The 21122-nt window shown below is 54.0% G+C and carries 19 protein-coding genes; 13 read left to right on the top strand and 6 right to left on the bottom strand.

The features are described from left to right. Positions 1-128: 128 nt before the first annotated feature. From P9J64_14315 to P9J64_14305, 3 genes are all read right to left on the bottom strand, one after another. Positions 129-977, bottom strand: coding sequence for an NlpC/P60 family protein (locus P9J64_14315; protein ID MDG5469501.1), 849 nt, complete (start codon positions 975-977; stop codon positions 129-131). 235 nt (positions 978-1212) lie between these two features. Next, on the bottom strand, positions 1213-2115 hold the full coding sequence (locus P9J64_14310; GenBank protein ID MDG5469500.1) for a class I SAM-dependent methyltransferase: 903 nt from the start codon (positions 2113-2115) through the stop codon (positions 1213-1215). Positions 2116-2141: 26 nt separating this feature from the next. Then, a complete protein-coding gene (locus P9J64_14305; protein MDG5469499.1) occupies positions 2142-2396 on the bottom strand; it encodes a hypothetical protein in 255 nt (84 codons plus the stop codon). A 206-nt stretch (positions 2397-2602) separates the two neighbouring features. Here P9J64_14305 and P9J64_14300 point away from each other — a divergent pair, with 206 nt between their 5' ends. After that, a complete protein-coding gene (locus P9J64_14300; protein ID MDG5469498.1) occupies positions 2603-3493 on the top strand; it encodes an ATP-binding protein in 891 nt (296 codons plus the stop codon). A 90-nt stretch (positions 3494-3583) separates the two neighbouring features. Here the strand turns inward: P9J64_14300 and P9J64_14295 are convergent, their stop codons facing one another. Beyond that, positions 3584-4387, bottom strand: a complete 804-nt coding sequence (locus P9J64_14295) for a DUF3014 domain-containing protein (GenBank protein MDG5469497.1) — start codon at positions 4385-4387, stop codon at positions 3584-3586. Between the two features lie 72 nt (positions 4388-4459). Then, complete coding sequence (locus P9J64_14290; protein MDG5469496.1) at positions 4460-5419, bottom strand: rhomboid family intramembrane serine protease; 960 nt, start codon at positions 5417-5419, stop codon at positions 4460-4462. A 129-nt stretch (positions 5420-5548) separates the two neighbouring features. On the opposite strand from P9J64_14290, the gene lexA reads away from it, so the two are divergent. Then, on the top strand, positions 5549-6160 hold the full coding sequence (gene lexA, locus P9J64_14285; protein ID MDG5469495.1) for a transcriptional repressor LexA: 612 nt from the start codon (positions 5549-5551) through the stop codon (positions 6158-6160). A 50-nt stretch (positions 6161-6210) separates the two neighbouring features. On the opposite strand, the gene P9J64_14280 is transcribed toward lexA, so the two are convergent. After that, positions 6211-7140, bottom strand: a complete 930-nt coding sequence (locus P9J64_14280; protein ID MDG5469494.1) for a putative 2-dehydropantoate 2-reductase — start codon at positions 7138-7140, stop codon at positions 6211-6213. A 130-nt stretch (positions 7141-7270) separates the two neighbouring features. On the opposite strand from P9J64_14280, the gene P9J64_14275 reads away from it, so the two are divergent. The 11 genes from P9J64_14275 (at position 7271) to P9J64_14225 (ending at position 21107) form a co-directional block, all read left to right on the top strand. After that, entirely contained in the window at positions 7271-7753 is a 483-nt protein-coding gene (locus P9J64_14275; protein MDG5469493.1) for a CarD family transcriptional regulator, read from the top strand. A 226-nt stretch (positions 7754-7979) separates the two neighbouring features. Then, a complete protein-coding gene (gene ispD / locus P9J64_14270; protein ID MDG5469492.1) occupies positions 7980-8681 on the top strand; it encodes a 2-C-methyl-D-erythritol 4-phosphate cytidylyltransferase in 702 nt (233 codons plus the stop codon). Next, on the top strand, positions 8678-9160 hold the full coding sequence (gene ispF, locus P9J64_14265) for a 2-C-methyl-D-erythritol 2,4-cyclodiphosphate synthase (GenBank protein MDG5469491.1): 483 nt from the start codon (positions 8678-8680) through the stop codon (positions 9158-9160). The genes ispD and ispF overlap by 4 nt, the downstream gene beginning before the upstream one ends. Before the next feature lie 93 nt (positions 9161-9253). Continuing rightward, positions 9254-10939, top strand: coding sequence for a glutamine--tRNA ligase/YqeY domain fusion protein (locus P9J64_14260; protein MDG5469490.1), 1686 nt, complete (start codon positions 9254-9256; stop codon positions 10937-10939). Between the two features lie 42 nt (positions 10940-10981). Further along, positions 10982-12862 (top strand): CheR family methyltransferase, encoded by a 1881-nt coding sequence (locus P9J64_14255; protein MDG5469489.1) that lies wholly within the window; start codon positions 10982-10984, stop codon positions 12860-12862. 245 nt (positions 12863-13107) lie between these two features. Continuing rightward, positions 13108-13665 carry a chemotaxis protein CheW gene (locus tag P9J64_14250; GenBank protein MDG5469488.1) on the top strand — a complete coding sequence of 186 codons (558 nt, stop codon included), beginning with the start codon at positions 13108-13110 and terminating at the stop codon, positions 13663-13665. A 54-nt stretch (positions 13666-13719) separates the two neighbouring features. Further along, on the top strand, positions 13720-15981 hold the full coding sequence (locus tag P9J64_14245) for a methyl-accepting chemotaxis protein (GenBank protein ID MDG5469487.1): 2262 nt from the start codon (positions 13720-13722) through the stop codon (positions 15979-15981). 41 nt (positions 15982-16022) lie between these two features. Continuing rightward, positions 16023-18116 carry a hybrid sensor histidine kinase/response regulator gene (locus P9J64_14240; GenBank protein MDG5469486.1) on the top strand — a complete coding sequence of 698 codons (2094 nt, stop codon included), beginning with the start codon at positions 16023-16025 and terminating at the stop codon, positions 18114-18116. A 7-nt stretch (positions 18117-18123) separates the two neighbouring features. Further along, positions 18124-19152, top strand: coding sequence for a chemotaxis-specific protein-glutamate methyltransferase CheB (cheB, locus tag P9J64_14235; GenBank protein ID MDG5469485.1), 1029 nt, complete (start codon positions 18124-18126; stop codon positions 19150-19152). A gap of 84 nt (positions 19153-19236) precedes the next feature. Further along, positions 19237-20709, top strand: a complete 1473-nt coding sequence (gene cysS, locus P9J64_14230; GenBank protein ID MDG5469484.1) for a cysteine--tRNA ligase — start codon at positions 19237-19239, stop codon at positions 20707-20709. A 29-nt stretch (positions 20710-20738) separates the two neighbouring features. Continuing rightward, positions 20739-21107, top strand: coding sequence for a response regulator (locus tag P9J64_14225; GenBank protein ID MDG5469483.1), 369 nt, complete (start codon positions 20739-20741; stop codon positions 21105-21107). Positions 21108-21122: the final 15 nt, after the last annotated feature.

Below are 21122 nucleotides of genomic sequence, written 5' to 3'. Positions count from 1 at the left end.
CTCCAGCCTCCAGCCTCCAGCCTCCAGCCTCCAGCCTCCAGCCTCCAGCCTCCAGCCTCCAGCCTCCAGCCTCCAGCCTCCAGCCTCCAGCCTCCAGCCTCCAGCCTCCAGCCTCCAGCCTCCAGCCCCTAAAGATAGGTCCTGCCGCCCATGTAGGTTTTTGCAAAGAACGAGTTCGAAAGTTTTTCGATGCGTACTTTTTTGCCGGTTCGGGGGGCGTGGATGAAGTTGCCGCTACCGACATACATGCCGACGTGGGTGACGCGCGTGCCACCCTTGGTGGCGAAGAAGACCAGGTCTCCCGGTTGCAGGTTTTTCTTCGAGATCCACTTGCCTGCCTTGAACTGGCTGCGTGAGACGCGTGGCAGGTTGAGCCCGTTCAGCCGGTAAGAGACCATCGTCAGACCACTGCAGTCAAAACCGTTCTTGGCGGTTGTGCCGCCCCAGCGGTAGGGAATGCCGATGAAGCGCTTGGCTGTTTTAACCAGCTCGTTGCGCAGGTTGCCTTTGCCGCTTTGCTTGATGCGGGCGGCGGCATAATCCTCGGGGAAGACAATGAAAAATGTATCGATCAAGCTCTGGGCCTGTAACCGTTCGGCTTCGGCACGGGCCGGTTTGTAGGTGCTGTGATTGCCGAAGCGAACCTTGTAAAGCCCCGACTCATGGCGGAAGTAGTAGGCATCTATGCCTCGCGATTCGAGAAGGCGCTCCAGACGCACGGCGTTGTCGAGATTGGCAAAGGCACCGACCTGGATCGAATAACCCATCTTTTCCAGGGGCACTGTTGTCTGTGCCGCTTCATTTTCAGGGTGTGGCGTCTCTTTGAGCAGGGAGGAGATTGGGTCTTCGGATGGAACGGGTTTTGTCGTGCTCCTCTGCCTTTGTGGCGTACTGCAGGCGGTTAGAACCAGCAATATCAGGAGCAGGGTAAAGAGGCTACGATAAAATTTGCCAAGCGGGGAAGTTGCTGTCGTCATGACAGGAATTGCCATCCTTTAATTGCAGAATTCAAGGAGGCCAGATTAGCACAATCTTTAGAAAAAATAACGGTTCTAAAAGAAAAATCTGCCTCACGCAGAGGAACGTAGATCGCAGAGAAATACCGATCATAACCAAGCGCTGGAGTTTTCCCTTCCTCTGCGAACTCGGCATCTTCGCGATTTTGCGTTAATTGATGGTTTGAGTTGTCTTTCTTTTTGTCTGAATGGCACCTCAAGGCAGACGGTAAAGATGCAGAGTGACTCCGCACGCCAGGTCGGCTTCGGGGAAATCCTCTCCCGGAGTAAACATGCCCAGATTTTCTGCGGCAGGGAGGATTTCGGCAAACAGGTCGTCGAGATAGTCAGGGCCGAGGTGGGGGGCGTTGAGACAGGCCAGGACTTCACCTCCGGAGCTGACCAGTTTGGGGAGCGTGCGCACCAGCTTTGGCCAGTGCTTCTCCGCGGTGAAACTTTTCCCCTGGGCGGCTGGCGGGTCACAGATCACCAGGTCGAAAGGGCCGATCTTCTTCAGTTTGCTGAGGCTGCGGAAGAACTCCAGGGGGAGAAAGCTGGCTTTGCGCAGATCGATGTTGTTGAGTTGATGGTTGCGCCTGCCAAGCTCCAGAGCGCCGCGGTTCATGTCGAGGTTGACGACCTGGGTCGCACCTCCGGCCAGTGCTGCAACAGAAAAGCTGCAGCTGTAGGCAAAGAGGTTGAGCACGCGCTTGCCCGTAGCGCGCTCGCGAACCAGTTTGCGGCCTGCTGCCATGTCCGGGAAGAATCCGATGTTCTGTGCCTCGCCGAGACGCAGGCGAAAAGAGAGACCCGCTTCCCGGGCTTCTATATCTTCAGACATTGGCCCGTGCAGCAGGCGGCTTGGTCCATTGGCAAGGAAGCGTTCCTGCAGTAGAATCGTCTGGGGCTGTTCAGGCAAGGTTGAGATCAGCATTTCGGTCAGTTCCTCCAGCCAGGCTTGAGGACGCTTCTGGTAGAGGGTGACCATGACAACAGGGGGGAAGTAGTCAATCAGTAGATCTTCATAACCGGCAAAGCAGTGGCCCCGACCGTGAAAAAGGCGTCGGGATTCTTCCGCACGTGGCAGGTGTTTGATGATTTCGTCGTGAATGCTCTGCATGGACAATCGTCGCTGGCCCTGTAACGTTAGTATCTGACTTTGAGACGGTCGAGGGTGCGATGGATGTCTTCGAGACTGAAGCCTTGTTTTTCACAGCACATCTCGGACCAGGTCTCGTACTGCTCGACGCGCATGACGAGCTCCTCGACCAGAGCTTCGCGGCCAGCGAAATCAGCCGGATTCTCGGCGACCTTCATCAGTAGCGGCACGATGAAGTCGGGCAGGTCTCCTTCGCTATTCTCTTTGAGGGTGCTTGCGGCCAGCTTGGCGAAAATATCCATAAAGGTTCTCCACGTTTAGAGGCGCCTTATCGTGAGCTCAGGTCTTTGTCGAGCATAACCTTAGCCAGAGAAAGGTGCAACACTTCCGGCGCGTAAGTTGGTGTAAAAGATGATTAAAATTTGACTTCATCCCTGTGGATAACGTATACAGAAACGCTTTTAAGCACCTAATGAATGGCCGATAGAAAGAAAGAGAGATGAAAAAGATGATGTTGAAACCCGAAGTTGTTGCCCAGTTGGAGCGTGTTCTCAGTTCCGTAGAACAGTTGTTGCCCAAGGCGTGCAAGCCGGTTGACTGGTTGACCTGCTCCGCTGCTAATTGGCGCCGTCATTCCTTTTCCGGCTTTCTCGAGCCGGTCAAAGTGACCGACACCACCACTCTTGATGAACTTCTCGGTGTTGAAGACCAGAAGGAAATCATGATCGATAATACCCGGCAGTTCCTTGCCGGCTTGCCCGCCAATAATTCGCTGCTCTGGGGTTCGCGTGGGACCGGTAAATCTTCCCTGGTTAAGGCTCTGCTCAATGAGTACGCCGCCGATGGTTTGCGCGTCATCCAGGTGGAGAAGGAAGACCTGATCTATCTGTCGGAGATTTTTGCCGCAGTAGAGAACGAGCCTTATCGGTTTATTCTGCTCTGCGACGATCTGACCTTCGAGGTCGGCGAGCTGAGCTACAAGATGCTGAAGAGCGCACTCGACGGCTCGGTCTATTCAGCACCGGAGAACGTACTGATCTACGTGACCTCGAACCGTCGCCACTTGTTGCCTGAATATGAATCCGATCATCTCGGCGGTAAATACGTCAAAGGGGAATTGCAGCAGAGCGAGGCGATGGAGGAGAAGGTCTCACTTTCCGACCGTTTTGGTCTGTGGGTCCCCTTCCACGTGTTCAGCCAGGAGCGTTACCTTGACGCCGTCCGTCTCTGTGTGGAGCGCCAGGCCCGTGAACGCAAGGTCGAAATCCCCTGGTCTCCTGAGCTCGAGCAGGATGCGGTGAAATGGTCACGTGACAAGAGCAAACGCTGCGGGCGAACCGCTTTCCAGTTCTCCAAGAACTGGGTCGGGCGCTACCTGCTGAAGAAGCAGGCGGCCTGACAGCCTTGTTGCTGAGCAGATGGAAGAAAATAAACGCAGAAAGGGCGGCCAATTGGCCGCCCTTTCTGTTTCCAAAAACAGATCGATTTGTCAGCTCGCCGCGAGCAATTTGCGATACTTGTGCAGCAGGGTCTTGATCTGAGCCGCATTTTCCGGACCGCAACGCAGCAGGATCTTGCGGCCGGCCGAGAGAGCTTCCAGATCAGGGTCGGCATAGAGGTAAAGGGCCTTGGGTTGGGTCAAATAAACAGGTCCGGTTATCTGCGGAGTGACCAACAGGTGATCGATGACTTCAACCAGGCGGTCATTGAAGTAAGCCTTCGGGTAGCCTAGCTCCTGGTAGGCTTGCTGGAAGAGCGGGAAGAGGCGTTTGTAGACAGCGACAACCTGCGTGGTGTCGAGTGAGGCCCACAACTTGATCAGCGGTGTGTAGCGCTTATAGTTGGCCGGAGCGATCGTTAATTGATCGCGTTCTCCCTGCGCCAGAAATTTTCCAGGTGTTTTTTTTAGTGGCCGGTGGGTCGCCGGCAGCTGTGGCCGCGGCAGGTTGTCGACCATGACCACGAAGCGCTCGATAAAATGTTCGAGGATAAAGAAACGGTCCAACTTCTGGTCGGCAAAGAGCTTGGCGAGAATCTCGGCCATCGGCAGGTCACTCTGCTTCAGCTCCGGCAGAGGTTTTTCCAGGTCGATGAGTGGCTCAGTACTTTCCAGCTCTTCAGGGGTTGTGGTGACCGGATGTTGGATCACCGGTTCAACGTTTGGCTCGACAACCGGTGCCGGCGTGAACACCTGCTCCGGCTCCTCTTGTCCGGGAAGATAAAAATACCAATAAGCAATACCGATGATTGCACCGATAACGATAAGTCCAAACCGGAAGGGCCAACTTTTCATAAGTGTTCTCCAGAATTAAGACTTTTGACTCTCCATAGAACAATAGCGTCAATCGACAGTCCGTCAACCTCTTCAGTTCAGGGCCGCCCACCAGGCTCCGATGACGATGACGATGCTGGTCATGGCCATTAAAGTGTTCACCTTCCAGAGGGGGCGGCCATATCTCTCTATGGCCAGTTCGGCGCCGAAGCCGAGCGGCAGGCCGAAGAGGAAGCCGAACAGGTGGGCGCCGAGGTCGGTGTTCTCACCGCCGACACCGAGCATGGCGAGCAGGCCGAGGGCCGCTGCGACCGGTAAGGTCCAGCGCCGGCGTAGGCGCAAATTCTGACGGTAGCGCACCATGCTGATGGCGGCCAGGATGCCGACCGCGCCGAAGACCGCTGTGGAGGCACCGACCGCTCGGTGAGCAGGGTTTTGCAGCCAGGCGTTAATCAGATTACCTAAGGTTCCGGCGGCCAGCAGCAACAGCCAGCCTGGACCGGAGCGCAGGTCACGACACAAGCGTGAAATGAATACGCCTCCAATCACCAGGTTACCCAGCAAGTGCTGCCAGTCGGCGTGCAGTGTGAGAGCGGTAATCAGGCGCCACCATTGACCGTCCATGATCTTGCCAGCGTGGGCGTTGCCCAGTTCATGCCAGTTAACGGGGTAGTGTCCGGCGAGGTTGATGTCGCGCAGGGTGAGATTGTAGAAAACCCCGATAGCAATCAAGACCCAGAGGGTGGTCGCGCGATTGTCGATCAGGGGTGACTCTTGCGGGGGTGGGGGGGGCCAGCCATGATTTTCGCTCTCGTACTGGCGCAGTTCTTTTGTTGCCAGCGCCAGCATGTTTGCCGGGACCAGCAACTGCCAACCGAAGCCCCGTCGTTCTGGATGGCAGGGGATGTGGCGTGCGGCCAGAACCAGCGACCAACTGCGCATCTGTCGTTTTGACAGGGTGATCGCTTTTGTTGTGTCGAGCCGCGAGGATAAGGGCCGCCACTCTTCGTGGCTCGGTTCGGGCGAAAGGATGTCGACGGTTGGCTCAGGCATGATGGCTCTATCATCGCAAATTGTTGCCTCTGCGTCACCTCTGATTTCTTGACTCTCACTATTTAATTACGGTAGTTACTTTATAGTAAATAAATAGTGAGTTTTCCTTTTTTTAAAAGTGAGTCTTTCATGTCAAAACTGACGAACCGACAACAGCAGGTCTACGACTTTCTGGTCGCTTATCTGGCTGACAAAGGTTATCCGCCGACCCTTCAGGATATCGCCAGTCATCTTCATGTCTCCGGTAACCTCGGTGTCTTACGTCACCTCAAGGCTCTGGAACGAGAAGGCCTGATCACCCGGAGCCCCGGCAGCTCTCGTTCCATCACCCTGACGAATCGTGTCGAGCGTGGTGCAGTCCTTTTGCCGTTGGTTGGTAGCGTGCGGGCCGGTGTTCCGGAATTGGCGATGGAGGAAGTTGAGGCGCATATCGCCGTGGACTCTGTGCTGGTTAAATCCCGGGATGCGTTTCTGCTGCGGGTCAAGGGTGACTCGATGATTGAGGCGCATATCCTTGCTGGAGACTTGGCGGTGATTCGTCCGCAGTCAACGGCGGAGAATGGTGAAATTGTAGTGGTTCTGATTGATGGCGAGGCCACCTTGAAGCGTTTTTTCCATGAAGGTGATCGCATCCGCCTGCAGCCGGAGAATGCCGGCATGGCGCCGATCATCATTGCTGCCGGCACGCTGGATGTGGCGATTGTCGGCAAGGTGACCGGCCTCTGCCGTGTTCTGGAATAGGCGAGGCTCCTTCTGCTGGCAGAAGCCTGTGATTGTACCTTGAACGGCCTTCAGCTATTGTCTTGTTCAGGATGCTCGGTTGCCTGCAAGAGAGCGTGGAGCATCGCGGTCCGCGGCATTGGTGTGTTGGTGCGAGCGGCCTGCTGCAGGGGGATCGCATAGATCGCGGCAAGCTCCAGAGGCGCCCCCTGTTGACGATCAATCATCATGCTTGGCCGGTAAGCGCCCATGCCTGCAGTTGTCTGTAGCATCGGTTCAATGGTGGCGGTTGCATCGATGGCTTCCGATAAGCCTTGCTGGTTGGCGGCGGCGATCACTTCCTGCATGATCTCCGTAATCAGTTGCCGGGTTTCCGGGCAGTTCAGAAGTTGATTGGTCGGCAGGCCAGTTAAGGCGCAAAGGCCGTTGAAGGGGATGTTCCAGACCAATTTTTCCCAGCGGATTCGGGCGAGATCGGGGCCCGTGGTGCAGGGGATGTCCGCTTGATTGAAGCTTTTGGACAGAGCCTCGAGTCTACTGCCGGGCTTGTGAACGAACTCGGCAATGCGGATGGCGCCCTGGTCGAGGTGGTGAACCGTTCCTGGCTCACCGCGATTACAGCAAAGAAAGGCAACCCCTCCCACGATCTGTTCTGCAGTGAAGGCTGTTGCCAAGAGCTCCTCGTTGCCGAGACCGTTTTGCAGAGTCAGGATTGTGGTCCCGTCGTTTACCAGCGGGCGGACAAGTCCAATAAGTGACTGATTAGCATAGGCTTTCAGGCCGATCAGGACCAGGTCGACCGGGCCGATCTCTGAGCTGTTGCGGTAGCCCTTGACCTGTCGCAGCTGGAAGTCACCACGAGGTGAAGTGACTTTCAGGCCAGATGAAGTGATCGCCTGGTAGTCGCGACGCAGGAGAAAATGAACATCATGTCCGGCCCGTTGCAGCAGGCTTCCATAAAAAAGCCCAAGAGCACCGGAGCCGATTACGCCAATACGCATTTTGTCCTCTCGGCAGTTTGTTTTTCTGTCAAGTCTCTTGTGTGAACAAACCCGCGAACAATCTGGGTTTCCTTGACTGAAGAGGTCGCTCGTGGTAATGTATTTATTTCCACAGGGAGAATTAACAATAATGTTTAAAATTGGTGACCGAGCTGTATACCCTGCACAAGGGGTCGGTGTTGTTGAAAATATTGAGTCTCGCGAGTTCTGCGGTCAAACCCACGACTTTTATATCCTGCGCATCATTGATAACGATATGACCATCATGGTCCCGGTGGGCAATGCCCATCAGGTTGGTTTGCGTACTCTGATCAGTAAAGACAAAGTCGAGACAATATACAATGTCCTCGAGGAAAAGCAAATCGGCTCTTTGGCAATTGCTTCCTGGAGCCGCCGACAGCGTGAATACAACGACAAGATCAAAACGGGTGACCCGATTGATGTTGCTGAAGTTCTGCGCGAGCTTTACCTGATCAAGGAAGAGAAAGAACTTTCTTACGGTGAGAAAAAAGTTCTGGAGTTGGCCAGAAGGCTGTTGGTCAAGGAGCTGGCTCTTGCTGAAGGCATCGAGGAAGATATGGTGACGGAACGCCTCGAAAATATGGTCAACTGATTTCAAAAAGAAAGAATCAAGAATTTCGGGCCGGGTGCTAATGAGCACTCGGCCCTTATTATTTGCTGTCGGCGAAAGTATCTTCTAATTAATTATTTTCAAATCGCAGTAAATACGATAGAAATAGTAGTTCGAGTCGCACATGAGCGGTTTTTTGGAACCCCTTGCAAAGTCGTTGGCCTGGCCTCCAGGCAGGACTATTAACGACTGACAACAGGAAGAGCCTATGAATGTTCATGTTCTGATCCCGGCTGCAGGCACTGGCAGCAGGATCGGTGGTGATACGAGAAAGCAGTACCTGGAGCTTGGCGATCGGCCGATTCTGGTGCAGACGCTGTCACGGCTTGCTGATCAACCGCAAATTTCTTCAATTCACCTGGTTGTTCCAGAGGAGGATGTCGCCACTTGTCGGGCCGACCTGGTGGAACGCTATCGTCTGGAAAAGATCGGTGTCGTGATTGCCGGGGGTGCAGAACGACAGGACTCTGTTCGTAACGGGCTGGAGGCTTGTGGCGCGGCGGATCAGGATGTGATTCTTATTCACGATGGCGTTCGCCCGTTCTTTCCGCAGGAGCAGATAGGTCCGCTGGTGCAGTTGGCTGCTGCCGAGGGTGCTGCGATCCTGGCTGTTCCGGCACAGGATACGATCAAAGAGGTCTTTGACGGGCTGGTACGTTCGACCCTGGATCGAAGCCTGCTCTGGCAGGTGCAGACTCCCCAGGCGTTTCGCTGTGACAGAATTCGTGAGGCGCACAGACGGGCTTATGCCGGCGGCTATCTTGGCACTGATGATGCCTCCCTGGTTGAATGGTGCGGCTGGCCGGTTGCCGTTCTTCCCGGTCATCCACACAATATCAAGATAACGACGCCGGCAGACCTGGCCCTGGCCAGGGCTTTGATCGCGGCGGGAGAGGTCTCTCTGACATGATACGCATTGGTCATGGTTTCGATGTTCATCGCCTGGTTCCTGATCGTCCTCTGGTTCTGGGGGGTGTTACCATTCCCTACGAATATGGTCTGCACGGGCATTCAGATGCTGATGTTTTGTTGCATGCGGTTTCTGATGCCATCCTCGGCGCTCTGGGTCTTGGTGATATAGGACGTTACTTCCCTGACACTGATGAGACCTACAAAGGGATCAACAGTGTGCTGCTTCTGGAGCATGTCGTCGGTTTGGCAACGGCCCGCGGTTTTCGAGTCAGCAATCTGGACACGACTGTGGTTGCACAGCGCCCCAAATTGGCCCCCTTTGTTGTCCAGATGGTGGTCAACCTGGCCAAGGTTTGCCAGGTCCCGGGCGGCTGCGTGAATGTGAAGGCGACAACAACCGAGCAGCTTGGCTTTACCGGCCGCGGAGAAGGGATCTCCGCACATGCAGTCGTGTTGATGGCCACAAGCGACAGCTGAGATGTTTAACGAGATATTGTCCGGGGCAAAATTTTGTGTTTAGGCCCGGATGTTAGCTTAATACTGAAAAGAAATTCGAGGAGTAGCCTTCATATGAGTCATCCCCCCGTGCAGTTGGGCCCCAACTTTATCCGTAATATTGTCGATGAGGATCTGGCCAGCGGTAAGCATAAAAGTGTTGTTACCCGTTTCCCACCCGAGCCCAACGGTTACCTGCATATCGGTCACGCTAAATCGATCTGTCTCAATTTCGGCCTGGCCGCACTTTACCAGGGGCGATGTCACCTGCGCTTTGATGACACCAACCCGGTTAAGGAAGAGCAGGAATATATCGATGCTATTAAAACCGATGTGAGCTGGCTCGGCTTTGACTGGGGCGAAAATGAATATCACGCTTCGGACTATTTCGAGGCTCTGTACGCTTTTGCCGAGAAACTGGTCGAAAAAGGGCTGGCTTTTGTGTGTGATCTGCCCCCCGAGGAGATGCGTGAGTATCGCGGCACCTTGACGGAGCCGGGCAAAGAGAGCCCCTACCGCAGCCGCACTGTTGGCGAGAATCTCGACCTGCTGCGACGGATGCGCGCCGGTGAATTTGATGATGGCTCACGGGTGTTGCGTGCCAAGATTGATATGGCTGCGCCCAACATGAATCTTCGCGACCCGGTGCTTTACCGGATTCTGCGTGCGACGCATCCGCGCACCGGCGATGCCTGGTGCATCTATCCGATGTACGATTTCGCCCACGGTCAGTCGGACTCCCTGGAAAAGATCACCCACTCTCTCTGTACCCTCGAGTTCCAGGATCATCGACCTCTCTACGATTGGCTCTGTGAGGCGCTGGAGATTTATCATCCTCAACAGATTGAGTTCGCACGCCTCAACCTGACCTATACGGTGATGAGCAAGCGTCGACTGCTGGCGTTGGTTAATGAAAAGCATGTCTCCGGTTGGGATGACCCTCGCATGCCGACGCTCTCGGGGATGCGCCGTCGTGGCTTTACCGCCGCAGCAATCCGCACTTTCTGCGAACGGATCGGTGTCGGTAAGAGCGACAGTGTTATTGATATGAGCACCCTGGAAGATTGTGTCCGTGAAGACCTTGATCAGATAGCGCCACGTGCCATGGGGGTCTTGCGTCCACTGAAGGTGACCATCACCAATTATCCAGAAGGGCAGAGCGAAGAGTTTACGGCACCAAAGCATCCCAAAAAACCTGAAATGGGCAGCCGGACGATTCCTTTCGGTCGTGAAATTTACGTTGACCGCGATGATTTCATGGAAGATCCGCCGAAGAAGTTTTTCCGATTGGGGCCGGATCGGGAAGTACGGCTGCGTTATGGCTATATTATTCGCTGCGATGAGGTGATCAAGGATCCGGTGAGCGGTGAGGTCACTGAATTGCGCTGCAGTTACGATGCGGAGACTGGCGGTGGCGTGTTGCCGGAAGGGCGCAAAAAGGTTAAGGGGATTATCCATTGGGTTGCTGCGGCACACGCTGTTCCTGTAGAAGTTCGTCTTTATGATCGTCTGCTCAGTGTTGCCGATCCCGCGTCCGAGAAGGACCGAGACTATCGCGAGCTCCTCAACCCGGAATCTCTCGAGGTGCTTACTGGTGCTCTTGTAGAGCCTGGGCTTGCCAGCGCGGAGGCCGGGGAAACCTTCCAGTTTGAACGTCTCGGTTATTTCTGTGTCGACGGCAAAGGCTCACAGTCAGATAAATTGGCGTTCAATCGCACTGTGACCTTACGCGACACCTGGGCGAAGTTGGCCAAGGGTTAGTCTTGATTTAAGAGTACAACTTAAAGGTCCTGGACCCATCATATGCCGAGTTGCCTGAAAATATATGTCATAGACGATGCCATGGAGCTTTGCCAGGAGCTACGAAGTTGGTTGAGTGATGACGGCCACGAGGTGACCTGCAGCCCTGCCAGGAGTGTGTCGACCCATGCTCTTACTGCCTATCAGCCAGACCTGATCGTCCTCGGCATGGCCCGTTATGAGGGCTCCGGGATGGAGATTTTTAAAAGGGTTGAAAGTCATCGGCACCTGAAACAGGTGCCGATCATTGTTGTTAGTGATGACGCCAGCCTCGAATATGAAATGCTGGATGTTTTTGACTTCCAGGCTCGTCCCTTTGACCGGGAACGCATGGCTGTTTGTCTGAAGCGCCTCTCTGACAGCCGTAAGTACCTGACACAAGTGTCTTTCGCCGAGCCTGAATTGACGGCTATGAAAAAGTTTCTCCTTGAGCATAGTGGCCTGCATTTCAAACAGCACAACCAGCGCATCCTGGAGCGTGGTCTGATGCGTCGCATTCAGGCCCTGCGTATGGAGTCTTTGCCGGCTTATTTCAGCTACCTGACGGCTACACCCGATAATTATGACGAAGTTAACAAGCTGATCGGTCTGCTGACCGTTGGTGAAACATCCTTTTTTCGCTATCGTTCCCATCGTGAAGCACTCATTCGCTATGTCATCCCGAAGCTTCTTGAAGCGAACAAAACTCAACGTAAGCTGCGCATTTGGTCGGCAGGGTGCTCAACCGGAGAAGAACCTTACTCTCTGGCAATCCTTCTGCTTGAAAACTTTCCTGATTTGATCAGTTGGGATGTTCAGATCCTGGCGACCGATATCAACAAGCGCTCACTGCGCCTCGCTCGTGAGGGAGTTTATGGCGAACGTTCGCTGCGCATGGTGGAGGACTCTCTGCGCGAGAGGTACTTTGAGAAATTGGACAAGCATTATCTCCTGTCTCTACGGGTCAGGCGAATGGTGCGATTCGATTATCTCAATCTGCAGACAGCTTCTTTCCCTGCCGCTGCCGATGGCTCCGGTGAGATTGATCTGTTGTCTTGCCGTAATGTCTTGATTTATTTCGAGCTTGAAACAATTCGTCAAATTGTTGCCAAGTTCAGTCAGGCTCTCAGTCCTCAGGGGTACCTTTTTCTGGGGCATGCGGAGACAATGCAGAATGTTTCCGACCGCTTCCGGCGACATCATCAGAACAATGCCTTTTTTTACCAACGTAAAGACCCGATTGGGTTAGAAGGAACGGTCGCAAAAGCTTCCTCAGGTGCGAAGCAGCGCGGCAAGCCTGCTCTCGTTAAGCCGGTAAAGGTCAAGCGTTCGCCTCCTTTAATTGGCTCTAAAGCGGAGCAGCGCCAGTCTGAAGAAAAGCCAGGGGCTTTAGCGTGCGACCCTGAGACGCTCTACCTGGAGGCGTTGTCGGCCTTCGATCGTGAGAAGTTTTCCGAGTCGCTACGGTTCTTTGAACAACTCCTGGAAATAGAACCGACTCACCCGAAAGGCTTGGTCGGGAAAGGCCTGTTGTTAGCCAACCAGGGAAAGTATGATGACGCTCGGCTCTATTGTGCCCGGGCCATCAAAGAAGACGACCTGTTGCCGGAAGCCTACTTACTGCGTGGCCTGATTCTCGATATGGAAGGCTTCCTTGAGCGCGCGCTAGTCGAATACCAGAAGGTCCTCTGGCTTGAACCCGCCTTTGTCATGGCCCATTATCTCTCTGCCAAGGTTCACGATCGTTTGGCGCAGAAAGAGAAGAAGCGGCGCTCATTGCGCAACACCCTGCGCATTCTCGAGCAGGCTGCAGACCAGGCAAGCATCCCCTTCTCCGGCGGGCTTTCCAGGGGGGTCTTTCTCGAGGTCGTCCGCAGGGAGCTGGCTGAGGCTCTCGATCTCTAGTCTTCCGCTCTTTCCCGCCTGCGTCCAGAAGTTTTTGTTGTCCTGTCTGTTTCCTCCCCCTGTAAACAATTAAACAGCGTTTAATAAAAGCCGTGGATATGCCAGCTTAGCCCTTTTTGACTCTCGATAAAAAGCTTAATCTGGCTTAACTTAGCTATGTTTGACAAAACTGAAACATCGTTATATTCTGCCCTTTAACTTGATTGTTTAAAGTCTTCTTGCCCTTTGCTTGGAGTGGGTCGCACATGGATGAAAATCACGGTTACGAAATCGAGCAAATCCTCCAGGAAATGCGCGCTGATTACTGGCGTAACCTTGAGGCTGAAGAAGAGGGTGCCGGGGCTGTAGTCACCGAATATCTCATAGTGCGCTGTGGCAATAAACGCTACGGGTTACCAGCGGCAAACTGTCGTGAGGTCCTCAAGTTGCCGCGTTTGGTGCATGTGCCGCGTTTGCCGGAGCACCTCTGTGGGATCTTCAGTCTGCGAGGTGAGATTGTTGCAGTGACCGATATGTGTCCTTTGCTTGGTCTGGGCCGCCAGTCGGTCCGGGATGATTTTCGCCTGGTTGTTGTAGAGGTGGGGGCACTCAAAACGGCCCTGCTGGTAGAGGGCGTCGAGGGTTTAACCGGCGTCGATGAAGAGCAGGTTGAAGCTTTGGCCGAGGGCAGTGGGGCCGGAGCCCGTGATCTTATTTTGGGAAAACTTGTTGAGAACGAGGATGTCCTGGTTCTTATCGATCTGGGGGGGCTCATGGCGCGCCCGGAATTGGTTGTTGATCAGAAGCAACAGGACGATAAGTAACAGCTGACCTGACGCGAGTAGCGAACCAGCTTTATAGATGGAAAGGCGAGATTAATGAATCGAATCAGCGTAAAAATTGTGTTGGCACTGATCTGCGTATTGACCGTAATCATGGTGATATCGACTTATCTGATTGTCGAACAGCGATCGAAGGTCCTGCGCGAAGAGCTTCTGGTTAAAGCCAGCTCTCTGGCCAGAATTGGTGCCAAGGCTCTGGAAGGTGTGCTGGAACAGTCTTTATCGAGTGGTCAGTTTTTTGAAGAGCAGCTCTTTGATACGGATTACCAGGAGATTACAGAGGGGCCCCTCTCTGGTTCTTCCATACCGAAATACCATACGGCCTACGATCTTTATCTGGATCTGACGATCAAGGACTTTCAGGATACCTTTGCCGCCTCAGATCCGATGGTGGTGTTTGCCGTTCTGGTTGACCGCAACGGTTACCTGCCGACACACAACAGCAAGTACTCAAAACCTCTGACCGGTAATGCCGACGTTGACATAGTCGGCAATCGAACCAAGCGTATTTTTAACGATCCGGTAGGCTTGGCAGCCGGGCAGTACAACAATGAAGATGGAAATGGTTACCTGCGCCAGGTTTACAAGCGTGATACGGGCGAAACGATGTGGGATGTCTCGGCACCGGTTTATGTCCGTGGCAAGCACTGGGGCGGTTTCAGGATTGGCTTCTCGATGAAGCAGACAGAAGCGGCCATTGTTGAACTGCGTGACACCGTCGCTATCTCAATGTTGCTGGTTTTACTCTTTGCTTCGGGGACCTGTCTGTTGGTTGTCTCGCGGATGATGCGCCCCTTGAAGGATCTGACCCGAGCTGCAGAGCGAATCACTGAAGGCAGCCTGGAAGAGCGGATCACCGTGGCGTCAAATGATGAAGTCGGCCAGTTGGCTGGGGCCTTCAACAATATGACCCAGGTGATTGTCAAAAACCTGCAGGGTGAAATCGACAAGAGCAATCGCATTGTTGTGAGTGTCAAAGAGGCGATCCAGCAGCTTTCGACCAGCGCCAATGAATTGATGGCGATTTCGGCCCAGCAGTCTGCCGGTTCGACGCAACAGGCCACTGCAGTGCAGCAGGCGACGACAACTTCAGAAGAAATTGCGGCGACCGCAAAGCAGGTTTCTGATAATGCCGGGCGCGTGGAATCTTTGGCTGATAATGCCACGGTTTCAAGCACCGAAGGTCAGGAGGCGGTGTCTACAGCCGTGGAGGGTATGACTCAGCTGAAAGGCCAGGTACAGTCGATCGCCGAAGCGATGCTGGAGCTTGGCGAGAATTCCCAGAAGATTGGCGGCATCATCGATATCATCGATGAGATCTCAGACCAGACCAATCTCTTGTCGCTCAACGCGGCGATTGAAGCGGCCGGGGCTGGAGAGGCTGGCAAACGCTTTTCGATCGTCGCCAACGAGGTTCGACGCTTGGCAGATCGCACTGCAGACGCCACCAACCAGGTCAAGGCGCTGATCGTGCAGATCCAGCAGGCGACCAACAGCACGATCATGTTAACCGAAGAGGGCTCGAAAGGTGTCGATGCGGCGAGCAGCCTGGTGGTGAATATCTCTGAGGCGCTGGAAAAGATTACCAGTGCCGTGGTCGAGACGACCAGTGCCGCGAGCGAGATCAAACTGATGACCCAACAGCAGACCACGGCCAGCGAGCAGATGACAGAAACGATCGTCGAGGTTCGGGATGTTGCTGTGCAGGTGGCGACGAGCTCGCAAGAGACAACACAGTCGATTGCCGAGCTGACGGCTCTGGCTGAACGGCTGCAGGACCTGGTTGATGAAAACCTGCAGTCAAAAGGCGAGGCCGCAGCAATTGCTGGCTCCAAGCAGATGGAGCGTGTGCTGACAGAGGCTGTGGAGCGGGGTCGATTCACAATGGAGGATCTTTTTGACGAGAATTATCAGCTGATTCCTGATACCGACCCGAAGAAATATCATACCTGCTATGACAGCTATATGGATGAGACGATCAAGGCTTACCAGGATCAATTTTTAAACAATGAGATGGTGGCTTTTGCAGTGCTCGTAGATCGTAATGGTTACCTACCGACCCATAACAGCAAGTATACCCAACCGCTGACCGGTGATTACAAGACCGACCTGGTTGGCAACCGTACCAAACGGATATTCGACCACGACGTAGGGATCAAGGCGGCTCGCAACCAGAAGGGCTTGCTGACCCAGCCCTACGAGCGTGATACCGGCGAAAAAATGCTCGACATCAGCGCTCCGGTTTATGTCAAGGGTAAGCATTGGGGTGCGTTCCGGATCGGTTACCAGATGGACTGAGCCTGAATGGTCCTTTTCATGAGTTCAGCCATGTGAGTCGAATGAAAAAAAGTAAGTACGTCGACATATTCATCCGCGAAGCGGAAGAACATCTTGAGTCGTTGCGCAAGGGGATTCTCTCTCTGGAAAAAGTGGGGATGAGCGAGGAGCAGCTTAACGAGCTGTTGCGAAGTGCGCATACGCTCAAGGGCTCGGCCAATATGGTTGACCTGGTCGAACTCGCCGGTGTCGCTCATCGCCTGGAGGATCTGCTTAAAAATCTGCAGAGTGGTGAACAGGAGCTCAGTTCTGACCTGGTTGATGTGCTGCTGGTCGCGACCGATGCCATTGAGGCCTTGATGGCACAAGCGCAGTCAAGTGGTGGCATCAGCGTGAATGTTGATACGGTGGTCAAGGCTCTCGAGTCGGGGGCGCTCGATGCCGCGCAGGATGAAACCAACGCCCCTGCTTACCAGGGGACGGAACGTCGGACTTCGGTACGGGCCAGCGTGGAAAGGCTTGATCAGTTGGTCAATCGCATGGGGGAAATCCTCCTCAGCCAGAAAGCGATGACTGCCCGCCAGGCGCAGATGACAACGCTCTTGCAGGAGTTGGACAGCTCCATGGGCGGCCTGCAGGCGAGCTATGATGGGTCGCTGCAGTCCCTGCGAGCTAACATGGTGGCCCTGATCAATGATTTTGAGCGCGACCGGTTACAGCTGGGTTACCAGGCGGAAGATGTTTACCAGCGCACCATGGAATTACGTCTGCTACCGCTGGCAACGATAACGGATGACTTTGAGCGCTCGCTACGCAACCTGGCTCGAAACCTTAAAAAAGAAGTGAACTTCACAGTTAATGGTCAGGAGGTTGAGCTCGACCGGAACATGCTTGAAGCGGTTAAGCCGATTTTGTTGCATGTCCTCAACAATGCCATCGATCATGGCATTGAAGAACCCGAGACAAGGGTTCGCTTGGGCAAGCTCAAGGCCGGACAGATCAGTCTTGAGGCTCGCTATGAGGGAAGCTTTGTCCAGATTGCGATACGTGACGATGGCCAGGGCTTGAACCCTGAAAAAATTCGCGATACAGCGATTAAGCGTGGCCTTCTTTCTGCTGCTGATGCGGCCGCAATGTCTGATGAGGCGGTTATTTATCTGGTCTTTGAGCCAGGCTTTTCTACCCGTGAGTTTATTACCGATGTGTCCGGGCGTGGCGTCGGCCTCGATGTTGTCAAATCCAACCTGGACCAGATTAAAGGTAACCTCACCTTGCATTCAGAGGTGGGTTCCGGAACCGAGTTGTTGCTGAGACTGCCTTTGAGTATGGCCATCTTCACCGGTTTGTTGGTGGAGTGTTGTGGTGAGACTTACGTCTTTCCGCAGCACTATGTTGCCGAAGTCTTGCGTGTTTCGCCGCGGGATGTTCTTGAAGAGATGGGTCGTGAAGTTATTCGGCTCAGAGAGACGTCTATTCCCTTGAGCAGCCTGTCGCGTCTTCTCGAGGTGGATACGTCCACCCGGGTCAGCGATCGGTTGACCGTTCTGGTCCTGAGCTTTCGTGAACAAGGGATGGCCCTGTTGGTTGATCGTACGCTGGGTTTGCAGGATGTTGTCGTTAAAGATCTCGGTTGCCAGTTAAAGAGCCTTGATTATTTCTCCGGCTCAACGATCCTTGGTGACGGCAATCCTGCTTTGATTCTTTCCGTTGCGGACCTGTTTGCCGCCAATCAGGGGCGGCAGAAATTGCAACTGCGGCAGGCCTATGAAAAAGCACAGCAAAATGCCCTGCGGGGACGGGTTCTGGTCGTGGATGATTCAATTACCACCCGCACCATGGAGAAAAATATCCTGGAAGCAAATCATTATGAAGTTGTGATCGCAGTTTCTGGCTTCGATGCTCTCGAAAAGCTGGAGACCGGGCGCTTTGATCTCATGGTCAGCGATGTTGAGATGCCCGGGATGAGCGGGTTTGAACTGACCAAAAGGGTTCGTCAGCGTGAAGACAGCAGGGATATGCCGGTGATTATCGTCTCTTCCCTGGCGTCTGACGAACATCGCCGTCTAGGTATGGAGGCTGGTGCCCAGGCATATATTGTCAAGGGTAATTTCCAGCAGGGAATCCTGCTCGAAACTGTTGAAACACTGATCTCTTGAGAATCCCATGATACGAATTATAATAGCCGATGATTCCGAACTGGTCCGGGTGGTCCTGAGGGACCTGCTGAGTCAGGATCCTGTTGTTGAGGTTGTTGCCGAGGTGTGTGACGGTCTTGCGGCGGTGGAAGAGACTGCCAGACTCAAGCCTGATCTGGTCCTCATGGATGTGATGATGCCGGTCATGAACGGGCTGGAAGCGGTGGCGAAAATCATGGCGGCAACGCCAACACCGATTCTGATGCTTTCAGCCAACACCGATCCGCATGACAGCGGCAGCGCTTTTGCCGCGATCAAACTCGGTGCCCTCGATATTATGGAGAAACCGACCGGTGTTGTAACAGAGGCTTTTTCACGGATTGCGGAACAGTTGATCAGCAAGGTGAAAAGTCTCAGCCGCATCAGGGTGATTCACCACTACCGTGCGCAGCGACCGAAGTTGGAGCCGCCACAGGTGGTTTCGTCCACAGGGCCCCGTCGTCTCCTGGCCATCGGAGCCTCGACCGGCGGCCCGAAGGCGATCCTGCAACTGCTGCAGGAACTTCCTGAAGACTTCGACGCCAGCATTCTGATTGTCCAGCACATTGCCGATGGCTTTGCGCCCGGCTTTGCCGATTGGTTGGATCGCGAAACGGTTCTTCCGGTGCGCATGGCAGAAAGCGGCAGTGCGCTGACTTCCGGAACGGTTCTGGTGGCTCCGAACCAGCGACATCTGACTGTTCGTGCAAATCGGATTGTGTTGCAGGACTCGCCACCGTTGAATAATTGTCGCCCTGCTGTCGATGCCATGTTCCTTTCTTTGGCAGCACAGGGACTGGCCGAAGAAACTGTGGCGGTTTTGTTGACGGGAATGGGTACCGATGGTGCGGAAGGGTTGGCCTCGATGTACCAGCAAGGGTCCTACACGATCGCCCAGGATGAAACCAGTTGTGCCGTTTTTGGTATGCCGAAGGCGGCGATCGCTCGTGGCGCCGCAACCCAGGTCTTGCCGCTGCAACATATTGCTGAAGTTGTTACAGGTTTGTTCGCTCGTTAGCAGAGCCCTTTTCCTGTAGCCGGTTCTGTGATATGAAATGCGGGCACTCTCAAGCAAGAGTGACTAGATTTCGGAGAAGAGCCTATGTCCTTGCGTGTTTACAATACATTGTCAGGTAAAAAAGAAGAATTCCAGCCACTTGTGCCTAATAAGGTGGGGATGTATGTCTGTGGGGTGACGGTCTACGATTACTGTCATATCGGTCACGCCAGGGCCAACATCGTTTTCGATATCGTTTACCGCTACCTGCAGTACCGCAATTATGATGTGACTTACGTTCGTAACTACACGGACGTTGACGATAAGATTATTGCCCGTGCCAATGAGCGCGGCATTACCAGCCAGGCGCTTTCGGAAGAGTTCATCGAGGCCTTTGATGAAGATATGACGGCCCTGGGTTTGCGCAAGCCGACCCATGAGCCTAAGGCGACCGAGCACATAGCGCAGATCATCACTTTGGTTCAAGGCCTGATCGCCAAGGGTATGGCCTACGAGTCGGCCGGTGATGTTTATTACAGCGTCGACACGTTTCCCTCCTACCTGAAACTCTCCAAACGCAACATGGAAGAGATGCAGGCCGGGGCGCGGATTGCTCCGGGTGAGTTGAAGCGTAACCCGATGGATTTTGCTCTCTGGAAGACAGCCAAGCCCGGTGAACCGAGTTGGGAATCGCCTTGGGGGTCTGGTCGCCCCGGTTGGCATATCGAATGTTCAGCCATGAGTTCGGCCCTGCTCGGCGAGACTTTTGATATTCACGGTGGCGGTCGCGACCTGATCTTCCCACATCACGAGAATGAGATTGCCCAGTCAGAGGGTGCTTCCGGTAAGCCTTTTGTCAAATACTGGCTGCATAACGGCTTTGTCAATGTCAACCAGGAGAAGATGAGCAAGTCGCTCGGCAATTTTTTTACGATTCGCGATATTCTGAAAAGCTATGATGCCGAGGTGGTCAGGTTCTTTATTTTGACGGCCCATTACCGATCACCGATCGATTTCTCTGATCAGAACCTCGAGGAATCACGTCATGGCCTGACCCGTTTTTATGAAGCGCTGGCACAGCTCGACAAAGGCCTGGCCAAGGCTGATAAGGGAGTCCCGCAAGGCGCTGTTCCTGAGTCACTGGCAGAACCTGTGGCACGGTTGACTCAGCTCGAAGAGCGATTCCGCGCAGCCATGGATGATGATTTCAATACGGCTTTGGCAATTGGCCACATGTTTGACGCCGTGCGCGCGATCAATCGCATCTTGGCTGAAGAAAATACTCCGCAGGGCCGTTTGCAGGAAATCCTCGGCCGAGGTCGTGACGATCTGTTGCGTCTCGGTGAAGTGCTCGGTCTGTTCGTTTCTGAACCTTCTGCCTGGTTGGCGCGGAGCGCCCAGGAAGGTCTGGCGGAATCCGGGTTGAGCGCCGAAGAGATCGAAAGCCTGATCGTGGAACGTCGTGATGCCCGGGCGAATAAGGATTTTGCCCGCTCGGACCAGATTCGCGATGACCTGGCTGCCAAGGGAATACAGTTGCTCGATGGTCCAGAAGGTACGACCTGGAAAATGAAATAGTTGTAAAAGTTTATGCATTGGAGTGTTTTATGGCAAAGAAGATAATGATCGTCGATGATTCCCCATCGGTTCTGGCGATTCTCGATGATATGCTGGTTGATCTCGGTTACGAAGTAACCACAGCTGATAATGGTCAACAGGGCTGCCAGTTACTTGAAAGCAACCGCTATGATCTGATCATTACTGATCTGACCATGCCGGTTATGGACGGTATCACCTTTGTGCAAACCGCAAAGAAGATGCCTAACTGTAAATTTGTGCCGATTGTCATGCTCTCCTCGGAAGAGGATGAGGCGAAAATCGCCGAAGCCAAGCAAGTCGGTATCTCCACGTTTTTGCGCAAGCCGGTTAAAGAGGTGCAGTTGAAGACCATTCTCCAGGTCGTTCTCGGCTCCTGATTAATCCTGGGCAAT

The sequence above is a fragment of the Deltaproteobacteria bacterium IMCC39524 genome, from assembly GCA_029667085.1.
Lineage (GTDB): Bacteria > Desulfobacterota > Desulfuromonadia > Desulfuromonadales > BM103 > M0040.
The sequence above is the reverse complement of the archived record's forward strand: the minus strand, read 5'-3'. Positions and strand labels throughout refer to the sequence as shown.